Below are 17,599 nucleotides of genomic sequence, written 5' to 3' on the forward strand. Positions count from 1 at the left end.
AACTTCGTCACACCAGCGTCATGCGATTGCGGCAAAGAGCTGGCGTAACGGAATGAGGATCATTCCGTTACGGAAGTTGCCCGGATTTTTAAGGTAGGGTGAAGTCGAAAAGCCAAAAAAAAACAAGGCTAAATGCCTTGTTTTAAGTATCGCGTGATCTGTAACCGTTACCGGGGCAGCGACGAGCGCGCCTAAGATCTGATCCTCCCAAGACTTGACCGCGAGTTTGGCAAGAATTTATCTCTCTTGCCTGTTTTGTGAGCTAAAGCTAGCTCAAACATTGGGCTTTGTCATTAGCTTTTTTTGCATTTTTGCTACACTCTAGTAAAATTTTTCTGTTGACAAGATTTTCGTTCAAGTCCTTATAAACACGCGCTTTTTGACGCCCTTCCATTTTTCGGCTGCGAACATGCGCTTCGGGGAGGTTGCCAACGTCCGTTGCGGGTTTCCTTCCTGCCGCGAAGCGGCTATGAACGCTCCCGACATTCACCATTGTCTTTCGATTCCGCTTACGGCGGGATCTCAACTGCTTCGGAATCCGCCATGCGTCTGTCCCGCTATTTCATGCCCATCCTCAAGGAAAACCCCAAGGAGGCGGAAATCGTCTCCCACCGGCTGATGCTGCGCGCCGGCATGATCCGCCAGCAGTCGCAGGGCATCTATTCCTGGCTGCCGCTCGGCAAGCGCGTGCTTGACAAGGTCAACGCCATTATCCGCGACGAGCAGAACCGCGCCGGCGCCATCGAGCTGTCGATGCCGACCCTGCAATCGGCCGAACTCTGGCAGGAGAGCGGCCGCTACGACGCCTACGGCAAGGAGATGCTACGCATCAAGGACCGCCAGGACCGGCCGATGCTCTATGGCCCCACTAACGAGGAGATGGTGACGGATATTTTCCGCTCCTCCGTCAAGTCCTACAAGGACCTGCCGCTCAATCTCTATCACATTCAGCTGAAGTTCCGCGACGAGATCCGCCCGCGCTTCGGCACCATGCGCTCGCGCGAATTCATGATGAAGGACGCCTATTCCTTCGATCTGACGCGCGAAGCGGCGGAGCATTCCTACAACAAGATGTTCGCCGCCTACCTCCGAACGTTCGACCGGCTCGGCCTGCGCGCCATCCCGATGCGCGCCGATACCGGCCCGATCGGCGGCAAGCTCAGCCATGAATTCATCATCCTCGCCGACACCGGCGAATCCGAGGTATTCTGCCACAAGGATTTCGTCGACTTCGATATTCCCGACGACCGCACCGATTTCGACAGCGTCGAGGGTCTGAAGTCGATTTTCGACAAATGGACCTCGCTCTATGCGGCGACCTCGGAAATGCACGACGAGGCGGCCTTCAACGCCGTTCCCGAAGGCGACCGCCTTTCGGCGCGCGGCATCGAGGTCGGCCATATTTTCTATTTCGGCACGAAATATTCCGAGCCGATGGGCGCGAAAGTGCAGGGCCCCGACGGCAAGGAACACTTCGTTCACATGGGTTCCTACGGTATCGGCCCGACACGCCTTGTTCCCGCCATCATCGAAGCCTCGCATGACGACAACGGAATCATCTGGCCGGCATCGGTCGCGCCCTTCGATGTCGTGGTGATCAACATGAAGGCAGGCGATCAAGCCTGCGACGATACCTGCGAGCTGATCTATGCTGCGCTGACCAAGGCCGGCAAGGATGTGCTCTACGACGATACCGACGACCGGGCCGGCACGAAATTCGCGACCGCCGACCTGATCGGCGTGCCCGTCCAGATCATCGCCGGCCCGCGCGCGGTCGCCAACGGCGAAGTTGAGGTGAAGGACCGCAAGACCGGCGTCCGCGAAACGATGACCATCGAAGCGGCGATCAACAGGTTCGTGGCTTAAGGAAACGGAGGCGAAATGGCAGAAGCAGCAGTGGACCGGAGTTCAAAATCCGGCTTGGGTCCGGCTGGCAAGCCATTTTCCACCTTCGAACGCCTCGTGGCGTGGCGCTATCTGCGCGCTCGCCGCAAGGAGGCCTTTATCTCTGTCATCGCCGGCTTCTCCTTTGTCGGCATCATGCTCGGCGTTGCGACGCTGATCATCGTCATGGCGGTGATGAACGGCTTCCGAACCGAGCTCGTCTCGCGCATCCTCGGCATCAACGGCCATATGATCGTCCAGCCGTCCGATGGTCCCTTCACCGATTATCCCGACCTCTCCAGCAGGCTTGCCGCGGTGCCCGGCGTCAAGATGGCGCTGCCGCTGGTGGAAGGTCAGGTGCTTGCCTCCGCTCAGGCGGGCGGCAGCACCGGTGCGCTGGTGCGCGGCGCCCGCGCCGAGGACCTGACCAAGCTGAAGACGATCTCTGGCAATATCAAATCAGGCGATATGGTGGGTTTTGCCTCCGGCCAGGGCGTACTGATCGGCACCGGCATGGCCACCCAGCTCGGCCTGAACGTCGGCGACCTCATCACCCTGACATCCCCGGATGGTGACATTACTCCCATGGGTGTCAGCCCGCGCGTCAAGTCCTACAAGATCTCCGGCCTCTTCGAGATCGGCATGTCGGAATATGATTCCTCGATCATCTTCATGCCGCTCGAGGAAGCGCAGCTTTATTTCAATGCCGAGGGACTGGTGCAGTCGATCGAGCTTTTCGTCGATCACCCCGACGATATCGACACTCTGAGGCCTAAGGTGGAGGAAGCGGCTGGCCGCCAGATCAACCTCACCGACTGGCGCCAGCGCAACCAGACCTTCTTCTCGGCGCTGCAGGTCGAGCGTAACGTCATGTTCATGATCCTGACGCTGATCGTGCTTGTCGCGGCGTTGAACATCATTTCCGGCCTGATCATGCTGGTGAAGGACAAGAGCAGCGATATCGCCATCCTGCGCACGATGGGCGCCAGCGCCGGCGCGATCATGCGCATCTTCTTCATGACCGGGGCGGCGATCGGGATCGTCGGCACCGTTGCCGGCGTGCTGCTCGGCGTCCTCGTCTGCGTCAACATCGAATCCATCCGTCAGTTTTTCTCCTGGGTTTCAGGCACGGTGATCTTCAATCCGCAGGTCTATTTCCTCAGCCAGCTGCCGGCCGAGATGCAGCTCAGCGAAACCATCTCGATCGTCGTCATGGCGCTGACGCTCTCCTTCATCGCGACGATCTTCCCGGCCTGGCGTGCCTCCAGGCTCGATCCTGTGCAGGCCCTGAGATACGAATAAGGAATGCCGCCTTCATGAAACGCAACGTCGTTCTCAAGCTTACGGGGGTCGAGCGCCATTACGGGCAACGCGATACGCTGCTCCCGATCCTCAAGGGTGCGGATTTCTCGCTGTCGAAAGGCGAGATCGTCGCTCTCGTCGCCCCCTCCGGCACCGGCAAGTCGACGCTGCTGCATCTTGCTGGCCTCTTGGAACATCCCGATGGCGGTGAAGTCACCATCAACGGCCATGCCTGCGACGGCCTTTCAGACGAAAAACGTACCGCGATCCGCCGCAGCGAGATCGGCTTCGTCTACCAATTCCATCACCTGCTGCCGGAATTTTCTGCACTCGAGAACATCATGATGCCGCAGCTGATCGCCGGGCTGTCCTGGAAAGAAGCTGGAGAGCGGGCCGGCCAGCTTCTCGATTATATGCGCATCGGCCATCGTGGCGCTCATCGCCCTGGCGAGCTTTCCGGCGGCGAGCAGCAGCGCGTTGCCATCGCCCGTGCCGTCGCCAATGCGCCGAGTTTGCTTCTTGCCGATGAGCCGACCGGCAATCTCGACCCCGAAACGGCAAGTTACGTCTTCGACGCGCTGGAGGCGCTGGTGCGCCAGTCCGGCCTTGCCGCCCTCATCGCCACCCACAATCACGAACTCGCCCGCCGCATGGATCGGCGCGTGACGATCGCCGATGGCAAGGTCGTCGATTTCTAGTGCATGATACCGAAAATGTGAGCGGTTTTCCGATAACATCATGCTCCAATGTATGTCGGCTTGCGATCAGGGGATGACCAGCCCGCCGCGATAGTCGAGCATATAAGCTTTCCGGCCGTCGACCATGATGCATTCATGGCCGCTGAACCGCTCGCAACCGCCTTCGCTGCGGTCGAGATAGCGGCCGAACGCATGATCGAATTCCATTCCGCCGAGAAAGCGCGCCTGCCGATACATGGCTGAAAGTGCCGCCTTGATCACCGTTCCGGCGGCAGCGCCGTCGATGAGATCTGGGGCGACGATCCAACCGAAGTAATTCATCGCCCAGACGGGCTCGCCGGCAAACCACACCACCTCCTGTCCGGCGAAATCGGTGCCGCCGAAATAGCTGTCGAGATAGCGCCAGTCGCCGCGCTCACAGCCGATATCGTGGGCACCCGGCCGGCAGGGTGCGCGCGGCACGCCGCCGCCGACATAGGTCGCAGCCTTCGCCTCCACGACGAATTCGTTCAGCATCGCAATGTCGAGCATGTCGTTCTCCTCTCGGCCGGATGCTGGCAAATATGCTGTGGCATGTAAAGAACAAAAAGAGAACAAAATCTCGGCAAGCGGACTGCCTGGAGAGGAGGTCGGCCGTTTGAGGACCATGTCACGATCTATGGCGGATCGCGAAACAACATGGCTGCCCATCAGATCGCATACCCCGGACCCTTACCGAATCGCGCGCCGCGTCTCGGATTTTCCAAACACAAGAAAGAAGGAAAAGATTCCTGTTGACAACGGAACAAACATCGAACAAATTAAAAACATAACGAGTAAAGGAGAGCCAAATGACTGACATGATCCGTGATATCGCAGCATTCACCTCCATCGCAATGTTCGTTGCCAGCTTCTCGCTCATTGTCATGGCAATCTAAAGTTTTCAGGGGACCGCATGGCAATCATGCGGTCCGGACGCGGGACTTCTTCTGGACATCATCGCCCTCTATGCCGACAATGCGTCCGATTCATTCGGGTGATTGGGAAGGCATGACATGGCAGATATGGCAAAGGGTTCAACGGATGAAGCGGCCGGCGGCACGCCGGGCTTCATCCACCTGAGGGTCCATTCCGCCTATTCGCTTCTCGAAGGCGCCTTGCCGCTGAAGAAGATCCTTTACAAGGCGACCGGCGACAGCCAGCCGGCAATCGCCATTACCGATACCAACAATCTGTTCGTCGCGCTGGAATTCTCCCAGAAGGCGATGGAGGAGGGCCTGCAGCCGATCATCGGCTGCCAGGTCTCGATCGACATGGAAGACGGGCTGGAAACGGAAAAGCGCGGCGGCCAGCAAGCCCTCGTCAAGCTGCCGTCGATCGTTCTTCTCGCTGCCACCGATGCTGGTTACGAACGGCTCGTCGACGTCGTCAGCCGCGCCTATCTCGGCGGCGAAAACAACCAGGCCATTCATATCAAGGCCTCCTGGCTGGAAGAGGCCGGCACGGAAGGGCTGATCGCCCTGACTGGCGCCCTGACCGGGCCTGTCGACGTGGCGATCAAGGAGGGCCATGCCGCCCAGGCGGAAGTCCGGCTGCTTGCGCTGAAGCGTCTCTTTGGCGACCGGCTCTATGTCGAGCTGCAGCGGCACGGTACCTACGACAAGCGGCACGAGCAGAGGATCGTCGGGCTCGCCTATGCCAACGACCTGCCGCTGGTTGCGACCAACGAGGCCTTCTTTCCCACACGTGACGATTACGACGCCCATGATGCGCTGATGGCGGTCGCCCACAATGCCATCGTCTCCGACGACAGCCGCTTTCGCCTGACCCCGGACCATTACCTGAAGAGCCGGGCCGAGATGGTCAAGCTCTTCGCCGATCTACCGGAAGCGCTGGAAAACACCATCGAGATCGCCAAGCGTTGCTCCTTCGTGCTGAAGACACGAAAGCCGATCCTGCCGCGTTTCACCGGTGCGACCGACGATGCCGAGGAGGCTGAACGCGCCGAGGCGAGCGAACTGCGCCGCCAGGCAGTCGAAGGGCTGGACATGCGGCTTTCGACGCTCGGCATGTCGCCGGGTTACGAGGAAAAAGAATATCGCGAGCGGCTGGATTTCGAACTCAGCGTCATCGAACGCATGCGTTTTCCCGGCTACTTCCTGATCGTTGCCGACTTCATCAAATGGGCCAAGCAGCAGGACATTCCGGTCGGCCCGGGCCGCGGTTCGGGCGCCGGTTCGCTGGTCGCCTACGCCTTGACGATCACCGATGTCGATCCGCTGCGGTTTTCGCTGCTCTTCGAGCGCTTCCTCAATCCCGAACGCGTCTCGATGCCGGACTTCGACATCGACTTCTGCCAGGACCGCCGCGAAGAGGTGATCCGCTACGTTCAGGCCAAGTATGGCCGGGAGCAGGTGGCGCAGATCATCACCTTCGGTTCGCTGCAGGCGCGCGCTGCCCTTCGCGACGTCGGCCGCGTGCTGGAAATGCCCTACGGCCAGGTCGACAAGATCTGCAAACTCGTGCCGAACAATCCGGCCAATCCGACGCCGCTGTCCAAGGCGATCGAGGAGGAGCCGAAGCTGCAGGAAGAGGCGGCCAAGGAGCCGGTCGTCGCCCGCCTGCTCGACATTGCCCAGAAGATCGAGGGGCTTTACCGCCATGCCTCGACGCATGCCGCCGGCATCGTCATCGGCGACCGCCCGCTTTCCAAGCTGGTGCCGATGTATCGCGATCCGCGCTCCGACATGCCGGTCACCCAGTTCAACATGAAATGGGTGGAGCAGGCCGGCCTCGTCAAATTCGACTTTCTCGGCCTGAAGACGCTGACGGTGCTGAAGGTCGCGGTCGATTTCGTCGCCAAGCTCGGCGTCAAGGTCGATCTTGCGGCGATCCCTCTCGACGACAAGAAGACCTACGAGATGCTGTCGCGCGGCGAGACGGTCGGCGTGTTCCAGGTGGAAAGTGCCGGCATGCGCAAGGCGCTGATCGGTATGAAGCCGGACTGCATCGAGGACATCATCGCCCTGGTGGCGCTCTACCGTCCGGGTCCGATGGAGAACATCCCGACCTACAATGCCCGCAAGCACGGTGAAGAAGAGCTGGAATCGATCCATCCGATGATCGACCACCTGCTCAAGGAAACCCAAGGGGTCATCGTCTACCAGGAACAGGTGATGCAGATCGCCCAGGTCCTGTCCGGTTACTCGCTCGGAGAAGCCGACCTTCTGCGCCGCGCCATGGGCAAGAAGATCAAGGCCGAGATGGACCAGCAGCGCGAACGCTTCGTCGTCGGCGCCGTCAAGAACGGCGTATCGAAGCCGCAGGCCGACAATATCTTCGAACTGCTGGCGAAGTTCGCCAATTACGGCTTCAACAAGTCGCATGCCGCCGCCTACGCCATCGTCTCCTATCAGACGGCCTATATGAAGGCGCATTATCCGGTCGAATTCCTCGCCGCCTCGATGACGCTCGACATGTCCAACACCGAAAAGGTCAATGATTTCCGCCAGGATGCCAAGCGGCTCGGCATCGAAGTGATCGCACCCTCGGTGCAGACCTCCTTCCGCCATTTCCAGACCGGCGACAACCGCATCTATTATGCGCTCGCCGCCCTCAAGGGCGTCGGCGAATCCGCCGTCGACCATATCGTCGAGGTGCGTGGCGACAAGCCCTTTGCCGGCATCGAGGATTTCTGCCTGCGCATCGATCCGCGCCAGGTCAATCGCCGCGTGCTCGAAAGCTTGATCTTTGCCGGCGCCTTCGATTGTTTCGGCACCGACCGCGCCCAGCTTTCGGCCGGCCTTGACCGCATCCTCGGTTATGCCCAGCGCGCTCAGGAGAACAAGCTGAGCGGCCAGTCGGATATTTTCGGCAACAGCCTGACTTCTGGGCCTGAAAAAATCTCCCTGCCGCCGTTTTCGCCCTGGCTTGCCTCCGAGCGGCTGCTCAAGGAATTCCAGGTGCTGGGCTTCTATCTCACGGCCCACCCGCTCGATTCCTACAACAACCTCCTGCAGAAGATGCGGGTGCAGACCTTTGCCGAATTTTCCCAGGCGATCAAACAGGGCGCCTTCAATGCGCGCCTCGCCGGCACCGTCATTTCGAAGCAGGAGCGCAAGACCCGCACCGGCAACAAGATGGGCATCATCGTCTTTTCGGATTCGTCCGGCCAGTTCGAGGCGGTGCTGTTTTCGGAAATGCTCAACCAGTATCGCGACATATTGGAGTCGGGAAAATCCTTCGTGCTGACCGCGACCGGCGAGGAGCGGCCGGAGGGCATCGGCCTGCGCATTCAGACGATCCAGTCGCTGGAGGAAAAGTCGCTGCAGATGCAGAAGGCGCTGCGCGTCTATGTCAGAGATTCCGGGCCGCTGAAGATGGTCGCCGGCCATCTCAACGCCAAGGGGGACGGCCTCGTGTCCTTCATCGTCATCAAGGAGGACGGCAAACGCGAGGTGGAAGTGGCGCTGTCGGAGAAATATCGCATCACTCCGGAGATCGCCGCCGCTCTTCGTGCCGCCCCCGGTGTCGTCGATGTCGAGCTTGTCTGATCACCTCGGGTGATGGAGATCACCCCGGGGTGATGGAGATCAACCACGGTGATCGTGATCAACCCCGGGTAATGGTGATGAAATCCGTGCCTTCGCCGGTCTCCCGGCCAAGGCCGGTATCGGAGATCGTCAGCGTCGAGCCGGGCGCGATCAGCGCGTCGATTCTTCGGCGGGTCTCGTCGGGGATCGTGATGCGGGTGAGCGATCGGGCAATCGGCCTGCCGGTGACGATCGAGCTTTCCTGATTGGTGATGCCGATCCGCTTCATCGTCTCGCGCGAGAGACTGTTTTCGAGCGTGATGCCGAGCCAGTCCGCCGTGCCGGCCTTTGCATCGAGTGCATGCAGCGTGAAGAAGTGCGTGCCGAGCGCCAAGCCCGGATCGGCGATGGTCACCGGCGCTTCGAAGATCGGCTTGAACGACCGTCGCACCATGATGACGCCGTTCGGCGGTTCGCCCTTGCCCGTCGCGGCATAGACTTCCCTCAGGAGCACGTCGGAGACCAGGCTCCTGTCACCGGCAAATTCGGCCGGTCGCAGCGTCTTGAAAGTCTTGATCGCCTGCACGGTCGACGGACCGAGCAAGCCGTCCGGATCGCCGGCGGAAAAGCCGAGCTGGTTGAGCAGGGTCTGGATGTCGATGACCGTCTCGCGTAGCGTGCGGCGGGTGATCAGCATGCTGATCGGCTCGGACGGCGGCGGGGGTTCGCGCGCGGCAAGCGGCGGCGCTGCCGGCATCGGCATGGCCGCCGTATCGTTCATCGCCACCTGCACCGGTGTCCCAGGACTGTCAGGCATCGAGGGCCGCAATTCGACATCCGAAAGCAGCAGCATCGGCGCCGGCGCTTCCGGATGGAAAAGGGTCGGATGGTCGATCGGCTGCGGCACCACTTCGCCGTCGCTGATGATGACGGGAATGCCCGGCTCGGTCATCCCGTAGAGCATCTTTGCAAAGGCGCCCGGCATGCGCACGCAGCCATGTGAGGCCGGATAACGCGGCACGGAATTCGATTCGTGCAGCGCAATGCCGGACCAGGTCAGTCTTTGCATGAACGGCATCGGCGCCGCCGAATAGAGATTGGATTCGTGGTATTTCTGCTTCTCGAGCACCGAGAAGATGCCGCTCGGCGTCGTGTGCCCGTCCTTGCCGGTCGAGACCTTCGAGGTCGCGACGACCTCGGTACCGTCATAGACCGCAAGCGACTGCCTGTCCTTCGAGACGATGATCTGCAGCGTGCGCGCATCTGCGGCAAAGGCAGGGTGCACGAGTGCGGTGGCCGACAGCAAGCCGAGGCCGAAGACGAGACGCGAGAACATGATACCCAACCATACGCAATACTTGCAGGGCACATTATGGGACGAAGTTTAAGGAAGATTTTATAGGCCGAGCGGCGCTCGCGGCTCACGCTTTAGTGATCTCGCTTACCGCTGCCGAATGTGTAGCCGGTCTCGACGGTGTTCTTGCCGAACTTGTCGCGCAGCTTGTCCATCGCCGCTTCGGCCGCCGCTCGCCGGCCGGAGTGCCGGTCGATGAGATCGGGCGGATCGGCGCGCGCGGCATCGCCGAGATCGCTGACGCCGATGCCGATCAATCGGAACTTCGTGCCGTCAGTCTCTTTTTCGAGAAGCTCGAGCCCGGTGCGGAAGATCTTGTCGGCAAGCTGGGTCGGGTCTTCGAGCTTGCGGTTGCGGGTGCGCGATTTGAAATCGGCGCTCTTCATCTTCAGGACCACGGTCTGGCCGGCAATGCCGCTTTTCTTCAGCCGCCAGGAGATCTTTTCGGAGAGGTTGTGCAGGATCGGCACCAGATCGTCATAACGCCAGATGTCGTCGAAGAAGGTCGTCTCGGACGAAACGCTCTTGGCCGCATCGTTGAGATGCACTTCACGGTCGTCGATCCCGCGCGACAGCCGGGCGAGCCGCTGGCCGATGCTGCCGTAGCGGCGCATTAGATCGGTCTCCTCCATCTGCTGCAACTGGCCGATGGTGCGGATGCCGTCCGCCTCCAGCGTCGCCGCAAAGGCCTTGCCGACGCCCCAGATGGTTGTGACGGCGCGCGGCGCCAGGAACTCGACCGCTTCCTCACGGCCGATGACGGAAAAGCCGCGCGGCTTGTTCAGGTCGGAGGCAACCTTGGCGAGAAATTTGCAATAGGAAAGCCCGACCGAAACGCTGATGCCGATTTCCTTTTCGACCCGGCGGGCGAATTTGGCGAGGGTGCGCGCCGGCGGATCGTGATGCAGCCTCTCGGTGCCGCCAAGCTCGAGGAAGGCCTCGTCGATCGACAGCGGCTGCACCAGCGGCGTCAGATCCTGCATCATGGCGCGAACCTGGCGCCCGACCCGGACATATTTCTCCATGTCGGGCCGGATGACGATCGCTTCGGGGCATGCTTCCAGCGCCTTGAACATCGGCATCGCCGAACGCACGCCGTGGATGCGGGCGATATAGCAGGCGGTGGAGACGACGCCGCGTTTGCCGCCGCCGATGATCACCGGCTTATCCGCAAGTTCCGGATTGTCGCGTTTCTCGACGGCCGCGTAGAAGGCGTCGCAATCGATATGCGCGAGCGTTAATGCGTAGAGTTCGCGATGGCGCACCAGGCGGGGGCTGCCGCAGGAAACGCAACGGCGCGCCTCGCCCTTCTGCTCGGCAAGGCAGTCGCGACAGAAGCCGGGTGTCTTGTCGGGCGTGGACGTCATCATGAGAACAAAGATTGAACGCCGCGACATTACGCCCTAAACTTCCGAGTCTCAAGAGAGGCGGGAGCTTTGCCTTTGGATAACGATCTTCGTTTCGAGCCGGTAACGCCAGAACGCTGGGGAGACTTCGAAATCCTGTTCGGGCCACAGGGTGCCTTCTATAATTGCTGGTGCGTCGCGCTGCGCCTGCCGCATGCGATCAGAACGAAGATGACGGCCGAGGCGCGCAAGGCGCATATGCAGGACCGGATCAAGGCGGGGCCGCCGCCGGGTATTCTCTGTTATGCGGACGGCGCGCCGGTTGCCTGGGTGCAGGTCGGACCGCGCCATGACGTGCCGCAGTTCAATTCGCCGCGCACCGTCTCGCGGCCGCTGGAGGAGGGCGATGCGCATGATCCGTCCATCTGGGCCGTCAGCTGCTTCTTCCTGCTGCCCGGGCTGCGCGGCAAGGGACTGAGCCATCGCCTGCTTTCCCTTGCGATCGAGCATGCGCGGCGCCAGGGGGCACGGCTGCTCGAAGCCTGTCCGATCGATCATGTGAAGCAGTCGAAATCCGTCACTCTCTGCATCGGCTCGTCGGCGATCTTCGATGCGGCCGGTTTCGAGACAGTGGCACGGCGCAAGGACGGCCGTCCGCTCATGCGGCTGGAACTGCGCTCATGAGAGCACCGGAAAGAAATGCGCCGCGATCAATTCGGCCGTGTGCGTCCAGTCGGTAGCGCGGGTGATATCGGCGGCGGCGGCCGGTGCAAAACGATGGACGGGCGAGTTCGGCATCAGATGAATCAGCAGGCAATCGGCGACGTGATCCCTGACGGAATGCAGATTGCGCGCCATATCATCGATAAAGACGACGGGAAGGGAGCGGCTGGCATGCAAGGCGTGAACGATCGGCCCCTTCGGCTGCTCGGTGGCAAGCAGCGGAAAGAGCAGACCCACCCTATCGAGCAGGCGGCGGCGCTGATCCTGGAACCGCGGCTGCATCGCCGTCAGGAACAGCACGTCGGCCTCCTCAGAAAGTCGCTCGAGCGTTTCGACGACGCGGTCGAGCGGCGTCTGCCACAGCTCCTGCGCCTCGAAGAATTCCTCGATCAGCCGGCTGACCTGCGAATCCTCGATCTCCGCGCCGTCCGCCTGCGACACGATGTTGCCGTGAAGCTTAAACGATCGCGGCAGAAACGCGTGCCCCCGGCTCTGAAGGAAAAGCTGGAAGGGGCCGATGAACTGCAGCACGACATCGTCGACGTCGCAGACGATCAACGGCCGTTCACCGAGGCGGATATGCGAGACATCGAGGTCCGGAGTGCAGGCCACGGTCAGTATTCTCCGGAATCGAGACCGGGCGAGGAAAAATGCCGCCAGGCGGCGGTCACCGTCTCCGGGCTGATGCCGCTCGCAGCGCAGAAGGCCATCGCCGTCGGCTCGTGGTTCATCAGGAAATCCATCATTCCGGCAAGGAATCCCGGATCGTCGACGGCGCTGCGCACCTGGCCGGGCGCGACACCCGTCAGGGCGAGGAATCGGCCGAACATGTCGGGATCGTCGGCGAGCCAGCCGAGCACGGCGATCGCGGTTGCGTGCGGGTCGGCGGCCTGTTGTTTCGAAGTCTTGAAGTTGCTTTGCATTTCGAGGGGTAAGTTACCTTTTCTTCAACCAAATACCGCTAGCGTGCGCTATCGGTTTCACGGAGCCATAGTCCGCATGTGCCTTTCTCATGGGACGAACGGCTGCGCGAACGGACGTAGGGACAGCTTGTCATGCCCAAACAGGTGATGATTGTAGAAGATAACGAGCTCAACATGAAGCTCTTTCGCGACCTCATCGAGGCGTCCGGATACACGACGATCCAGACCAGAAATGGCATGGAGGCGCTCGATCTGGCGCGCAAGCATCGCCCCGACCTCATCCTGATGGATATTCAGCTCCCCGAGGTTTCCGGCCTGGAAGTCACGAAATGGCTGAAGGAAGACGACGAGCTGCACGTCATTCCCGTCATTGCCGTCACGGCATTCGCGATGAAGGGCGACGAGGAGCGGATCCGCCAGGGCGGCTGTGAGGCCTATGTTTCCAAGCCGATCTCGGTTCCGAAATTCATCGAGACGATCAAGACCTATCTGGGCGATGCCTGACGCATCGGAAAGACACCTATGACTGCGCGAATACTGGTGGTGGACGATATTCCGGCCAATGTGAAGCTGCTCGAAGCGCGGCTGCTCGCGGAGTATTTCGACGTCATGACCGCGGCCGACGGCTACACGGCGCTGGCGATCTGCGAGCGCAACCAGGTCGATCTCATTCTGCTTGATATCATGATGCCCGGCATCGATGGTTTCGAGGTCTGCGAGCGGCTGAAGGCCAGCCAGAAGACCGCGCATATTCCTGTCGTCATGGTCACCGCGCTCGACCAGCCGGCCGACCGCGTTCGCGGCCTGAAGGCTGGCGCCGACGACTTCCTCACCAAGCCGGTCAACGATCTGCAGCTGATCTCACGGGTGAAGAGCCTGCTGCGGTTGAAGACGTTGAGCGACGAGCTGCGCATTCGCGCAGACACCGCCCATACGATGGGCATCGACGACCTCACACGGGCAGTCGAGGGCCGCGCCGACGAGACCGCTCAGGTCCTGCTCGTCGACGGCCGCGCCAATTCGCAGGAGCGCCTTATCAGGGCGCTGAAGCCCGTTGCCGACGTGCTTGCCCTCTCAGATCCGCAGGCCGCCCTCTTTGAGGCGGCTGAAAGCGCGTTCGATCTCGTCATCGTTAACGCCAATTTCGACGATTACGATCCGCTTCGCCTCTGCTCGCAGCTGCGCTCGCTGGAGCGCACGCGCTTCCTGCCGATCCTGATCATCACCGAGCAGGGCGCTGACGAGATGGTCGTGCGCGCGCTCGATCTCGGCGTTAACGACTACATCATCCGCCCGGTCGATCCCAACGAGCTGGTTGCCCGCAGCCTGACGCAGATCCGCCGCAAGCGCTACAACGACCGTCTGCGCGCCAGCGTCAAGCAGACGATCGAGCTTGCGGTCACCGATCCGCTGACCGGCCTCTATAACCGGCGCTATCTCGACAATCATTTGAACGTGCTCTTCAATCGTTCAATGGCGCGCGGCCGGCCGCTTTCGGTGCTGATCACCGACATCGATCGCTTCAAGCAGGTCAACGACACCTATGGCCATGACGGCGGCGACGAAGTGCTGCGGGAATTTGCAAACCGCGTCCGTTCGACCATTCGCGGCGCCGATCTCGCCTGCCGCTACGGCGGGGAGGAGTTCGTCGTTGTCATGCCCGACACCTCGCCTGAGGTAGCCGCCGCTGTCGCCGAGCGCCTGCGCACAGCGATCGAAAGCGCTCCCTTCATGCTGAAACACGCCGGCGAGGCGCTGAACGTCACCGCGTCCTTCGGCATCGCCTCGCGTATTGCAGCGGTGCTGACCCCGGACCAGCTGATGAAACAGGCCGATCTGGCGCTTTATGAGGCCAAGAACACCGGCCGCAACCGCGTTGTCGCCGCAGCTGCCTGACGAATCATCTGTCGCCTTCTGTGCCGTTTACGGGTTTTCCACAGTGGTAAGCGAATTATTACCGATCTTTAATGCCCGGCCGCTGAGCGTGGGGTGAATATTTTGCAGGCAAATAGCCCAAAAATGGATCTCCGGCTTTGCGGCGGATGTGACGCTGGCCGATAGTCTTGAAGGCGGCCGGCCATAGCTAAAAATGGAATGGGGACTATAAAAAATGCCGCCTGCCGATAGGGTGAAATAAAGCGCGACCGCACCTTCTCACCTAAGGGGAGGGGATGGGTAAGTTATTAGGTTATATTGTCGAATTTCTTCGACGGGTGGATACTTACGCTTCGAGCCCAAGCAGAGCCGACAAATCTTTGTATGCACCAAAACTGGACTTTTAACCATAGAATCAAGTCCGCAAAAATCATCATTAAGAATTTGTTGATTTTCTTTCATTTTTGCGCAAATTATCGGCTCATAAGAGAAGCGCTCCCGTTGAGGAGTTGTCGATACCCCATGATGCTCAGGTCCGCCGCATCTCCTGGGTCGTGGGGTCGGTCGGCTAGTAGGCAAGTTACAGCGGTTCCTCGTGCCGTTTTGCATGCTGGTCGACCCCCTTTCAAGAAAACGCCGCCACTTCCCGAAGATGGAAGGGCGGCGTTTTTCTGTTTGCGCTATCATCTCTAGACGCGATCATCCGGACAACAAAAAACGCGCAACCCGAGGGCGCGCGCTTTTTTTGAAATCCTGAGATCAAGTGATTACTTGATCTTGGTTTCCTTGAACTCGACGTGCTTCCGTGCAACCGGGTCGTACTTCGTCTTCGTCATCTTGTCCGTCATCGTACGGCTGTTCTTCGTCGTGACGTAGAAGAAACCGGTGTCGGCTGTCGACAGCAGCTTGATCTTGATTGTTGTAGCCTTGGCCATGGTCGTCCTGCCTTTAAGGAAAATGAAAGCCGTGGAAACCGGATGGGCTCCACGGCAAATTCTGGCGCGAAACTACGAATCTCGCCCGAAAAGTCAAGTCCGTTTTCGAATGAACATCAGTCTGATGCCGGAAAGTAGGGCGTAAAGCCCGAAGAACGCGGCAATCGCCCAGGCAAAACCGTTATTTCCAGCGACGTCGATCGCTGCGCCGATCGCCTGCGGTCCGGCCACGGTTCCCATCGCATAACAGAAGATGAAGGCGGCATTGGCCGCCGCAAGGTCGGAGCCCGTCAGCCGCGAGCCGAGATGGCTGAGCCCGACCGTATAGAGGCCGGAGACGCAGCCGCCCCAGAAAAGCAGCAGCCCGGCCATCAGCAGCCAGTTGTCGAGCAGCAGCGGCAACATCATCGCGCCGACGAACCCCATCAGTGCCATGCCGGCCAGAAGCGGCCGCTTATCGGCGATGCGGTCGGAGAGCAGGCCGAGCGGGATCTGAAAGATGACGTTGCCGACGCCCATCATGGTGAGCAGAAGTGCCGCCTGCGATTCGGAAAAATGCGCGCGCACGGCAAAAATCGGGAAAAGCGACAGGCCGCCCGCTTCGACCGCGCCGAAGATGAAGACCGCCGCCGTCGCCGTCGGCACCAGGAAAACGTAGCGCATGAAATGCAATTCCGGTTTTTCCTCGAGCACCGGGCTTTCGTCGCGGGCGATGAAGATCGGAATGGCGGCCAGCAGAATGGCGCAGGCGCCGATCAGGAAGGGGAAGATGCCGTCGCTGCCGAGGATCGAAAACAGCAGCGGCCCGGCCGCGAAGCCGAGGGAAAGCACGGTCGCATAGATGCCGAGCACGAAGCCGCGTTTGGAAGGCGGCGAAGCGGCATTGATCCAGAATTCGGAGAGGATGAACAGCGTCGTCGTCGCGCCATGGAAAGCGAAACGCAGGGGAAACCACATCCAAAAATCCTGGGCATAATAAAAACCGAGCGCGCTCAGCGCCGAAATCAGCACGGCCCAGAGCATTGTCGGCGCAACGCCGTATTTATGGGCGAGCCTGGTGGTGATCGGCGCGGCGGCCATAGCCGCAACCCCGGCCATTGCGGTGTTGAGCCCGATCAGGGTGGACGAGATGCCGCGTTTTTCGAGGATGATGCTGAGAAGCGGAAGTCCGAGGCCGATTGCTATGCCAACGGCAGAAATGGACGAGATGGCTGCCACCAGAGAAGGCCAATGGATTTCTTCGACATCGCCCGGTGTGCCGTTTCTCGGCTGAGACATTTATCCATCCTTAGAAAGCTACGCGCGCGAATCGGCCGGTCACCTCAAACAGACAGACACAGACGTGCCAAATCCGGGTGACGGGCAGCGTTTCGCAATATGTCCGATGTGAGTGACCACCTGCGGAATGTAAAGCCTGTTCAGACAAGAAAAGCTTACCATGTCAAATCGTTGAGGATCGTCGGCCGCCGCGTTCGGGTGGTGATCAGTGGAGCGCTGGCACTACACGTCAAATATGTCTGGAAGGTGAAGGCGCTAATCCGCCCGCTCGGGGATGTCATAATCGTCGGAACCGTCACCCTCTCCACCGAAACCGTGCATGCGCAACGCCCATTGCAGGCCGATGACGCCGCCCTTGATCGGCTGGATCGAGGCAAGCGCGGTGATGACGGTGATCGGCGCCCAGATGGCAAGATGCACCCAGACCGGCAGCACGAAGGTCATGTCGGTCAGCATATAGCCGCCGACCACGACGTGACCGACAATCAGGATGACGATATAGGGCGGCAGGTCGTCGGCGCGTTGGTGATGCATCGCCTCGCCGCAGGCGGCGCAATGATCGACCGGTTTCAGGAAGGCGCGAAAGAGCTTGCCATTGCCACAGGCCGGGCAGCGGTTCATCAGCCCCCGCATGATGGAGCGTAGAACCGGGCGCTCAGCCTCGGGCGTATCCCCGTAGCGCACGGCCGGATCGGTCGGTGTGCTCATCGCATGTTCCTCTTTCAGGCCGAAACATCGCCGCGCGCAAATTCAACGGCTGGAACGTCCTA

14 protein-coding genes and 1 pseudogene are annotated in these 17,599 nt (G+C 60.6%); 7 read left to right on the forward strand and 8 right to left on the reverse strand.

Going from position 1 to position 17,599, the window contains the following annotated elements:
* Positions 1–543 precede the first annotated feature (543 nt).
* The 3 genes from proS to GR197_RS10065 are packed head-to-tail and all read left to right on the forward strand — an operon-like array spanning position 544 to position 3,884.
* The gene (gene proS, locus GR197_RS10055; protein WP_164008979.1) at positions 544–1,866 is read left to right on the forward strand and encodes a proline--tRNA ligase; all 1,323 of its coding nucleotides are present in this window, start codon (positions 544–546) and stop codon (positions 1,864–1,866) included.
* A 15-nt stretch (positions 1,867–1,881) separates the two neighbouring features.
* Complete coding sequence (locus GR197_RS10060; RefSeq protein ID WP_164008981.1) at positions 1,882–3,186, forward strand: lipoprotein-releasing ABC transporter permease subunit; 1,305 nt, start codon at positions 1,882–1,884, stop codon at positions 3,184–3,186.
* Positions 3,187–3,200: 14 nt separating this feature from the next.
* Entirely contained in the window at positions 3,201–3,884 is a 684-nt protein-coding gene (locus GR197_RS10065; protein ID WP_164008983.1) for an ABC transporter ATP-binding protein, read from the forward strand.
* A 66-nt stretch (positions 3,885–3,950) separates the two neighbouring features.
* Here the strand turns inward: GR197_RS10065 and GR197_RS10070 are convergent, their stop codons facing one another.
* Complete coding sequence (locus GR197_RS10070) at positions 3,951–4,415, reverse strand: DUF5680 domain-containing protein (RefSeq protein WP_164008985.1); 465 nt, start codon at positions 4,413–4,415, stop codon at positions 3,951–3,953.
* 503 nt (positions 4,416–4,918) lie between these two features.
* On the opposite strand from GR197_RS10070, the gene dnaE reads away from it, so the two are divergent.
* Positions 4,919–8,416: a DNA polymerase III subunit alpha gene (dnaE, locus tag GR197_RS10075; RefSeq protein WP_164008987.1), complete on the forward strand. Its 3,498-nt coding sequence runs from the start codon at positions 4,919–4,921 to the stop codon at positions 8,414–8,416.
* A gap of 58 nt (positions 8,417–8,474) precedes the next feature.
* On the opposite strand, the gene GR197_RS10080 is transcribed toward dnaE, so the two are convergent.
* Positions 8,475–9,731, reverse strand: a complete 1,257-nt coding sequence (locus tag GR197_RS10080; protein WP_164008989.1) for a L,D-transpeptidase family protein — start codon at positions 9,729–9,731, stop codon at positions 8,475–8,477.
* A 92-nt stretch (positions 9,732–9,823) separates the two neighbouring features.
* Complete coding sequence (locus tag GR197_RS10085; protein WP_164009125.1) at positions 9,824–11,116, reverse strand: DNA polymerase IV; 1,293 nt, start codon at positions 11,114–11,116, stop codon at positions 9,824–9,826.
* A 75-nt stretch (positions 11,117–11,191) separates the two neighbouring features.
* On the opposite strand from GR197_RS10085, the gene GR197_RS10090 reads away from it, so the two are divergent.
* A complete protein-coding gene (locus GR197_RS10090; protein ID WP_164008991.1) occupies positions 11,192–11,779 on the forward strand; it encodes a GNAT family N-acetyltransferase in 588 nt (195 codons plus the stop codon).
* On the opposite strand, the pseudogene GR197_RS10095 reads toward GR197_RS10090, so the two are convergent.
* Together GR197_RS10095 and GR197_RS10100 are read right to left on the reverse strand one after the other, a co-directional pair.
* Positions 11,754–12,430: pseudogene (locus tag GR197_RS10095) on the reverse strand (hypothetical protein). The gene GR197_RS10090 and the pseudogene GR197_RS10095 overlap by 26 nt on opposite strands.
* Positions 12,431–12,432: 2 nt before the next feature.
* Positions 12,433–12,741, reverse strand: coding sequence for a DUF3572 domain-containing protein (locus tag GR197_RS10100; protein ID WP_164008993.1), 309 nt, complete (start codon positions 12,739–12,741; stop codon positions 12,433–12,435).
* Between the two features lie 132 nt (positions 12,742–12,873).
* Here GR197_RS10100 and GR197_RS10105 point away from each other — a divergent pair, with 132 nt between their 5' ends.
* Positions 12,874–13,245 carry a response regulator gene (locus GR197_RS10105; protein WP_003547430.1) on the forward strand — a complete coding sequence of 124 codons (372 nt, stop codon included), beginning with the start codon at positions 12,874–12,876 and terminating at the stop codon, positions 13,243–13,245.
* 18 nt (positions 13,246–13,263) lie between these two features.
* On the forward strand, positions 13,264–14,637 hold the full coding sequence (locus tag GR197_RS10110; RefSeq protein ID WP_164008995.1) for a PleD family two-component system response regulator: 1,374 nt from the start codon (positions 13,264–13,266) through the stop codon (positions 14,635–14,637).
* Positions 14,638–15,383: 746 nt separating this feature from the next.
* Here GR197_RS10110 and rpmG read toward each other — a convergent pair.
* From rpmG to GR197_RS10125, 3 genes are all read right to left on the reverse strand, one after another.
* Positions 15,384–15,551: a 50S ribosomal protein L33 gene (gene rpmG, locus GR197_RS10115; protein ID WP_007626161.1), complete on the reverse strand. Its 168-nt coding sequence runs from the start codon at positions 15,549–15,551 to the stop codon at positions 15,384–15,386.
* A gap of 93 nt (positions 15,552–15,644) precedes the next feature.
* Positions 15,645–16,829, reverse strand: coding sequence for an MFS transporter (locus GR197_RS10120; protein WP_164008997.1), 1,185 nt, complete (start codon positions 16,827–16,829; stop codon positions 15,645–15,647).
* A 255-nt stretch (positions 16,830–17,084) separates the two neighbouring features.
* The gene (locus GR197_RS10125; RefSeq protein WP_164008999.1) at positions 17,085–17,537 is read right to left on the reverse strand and encodes a DUF983 domain-containing protein; all 453 of its coding nucleotides are present in this window, start codon (positions 17,535–17,537) and stop codon (positions 17,085–17,087) included.
* Positions 17,538–17,599 lie beyond the last annotated feature (62 nt).

The organism is Rhizobium phaseoli, from assembly GCF_010668805.1.
Lineage (GTDB): Bacteria > Pseudomonadota > Alphaproteobacteria > Rhizobiales > Rhizobiaceae > Rhizobium > Rhizobium phaseoli_A.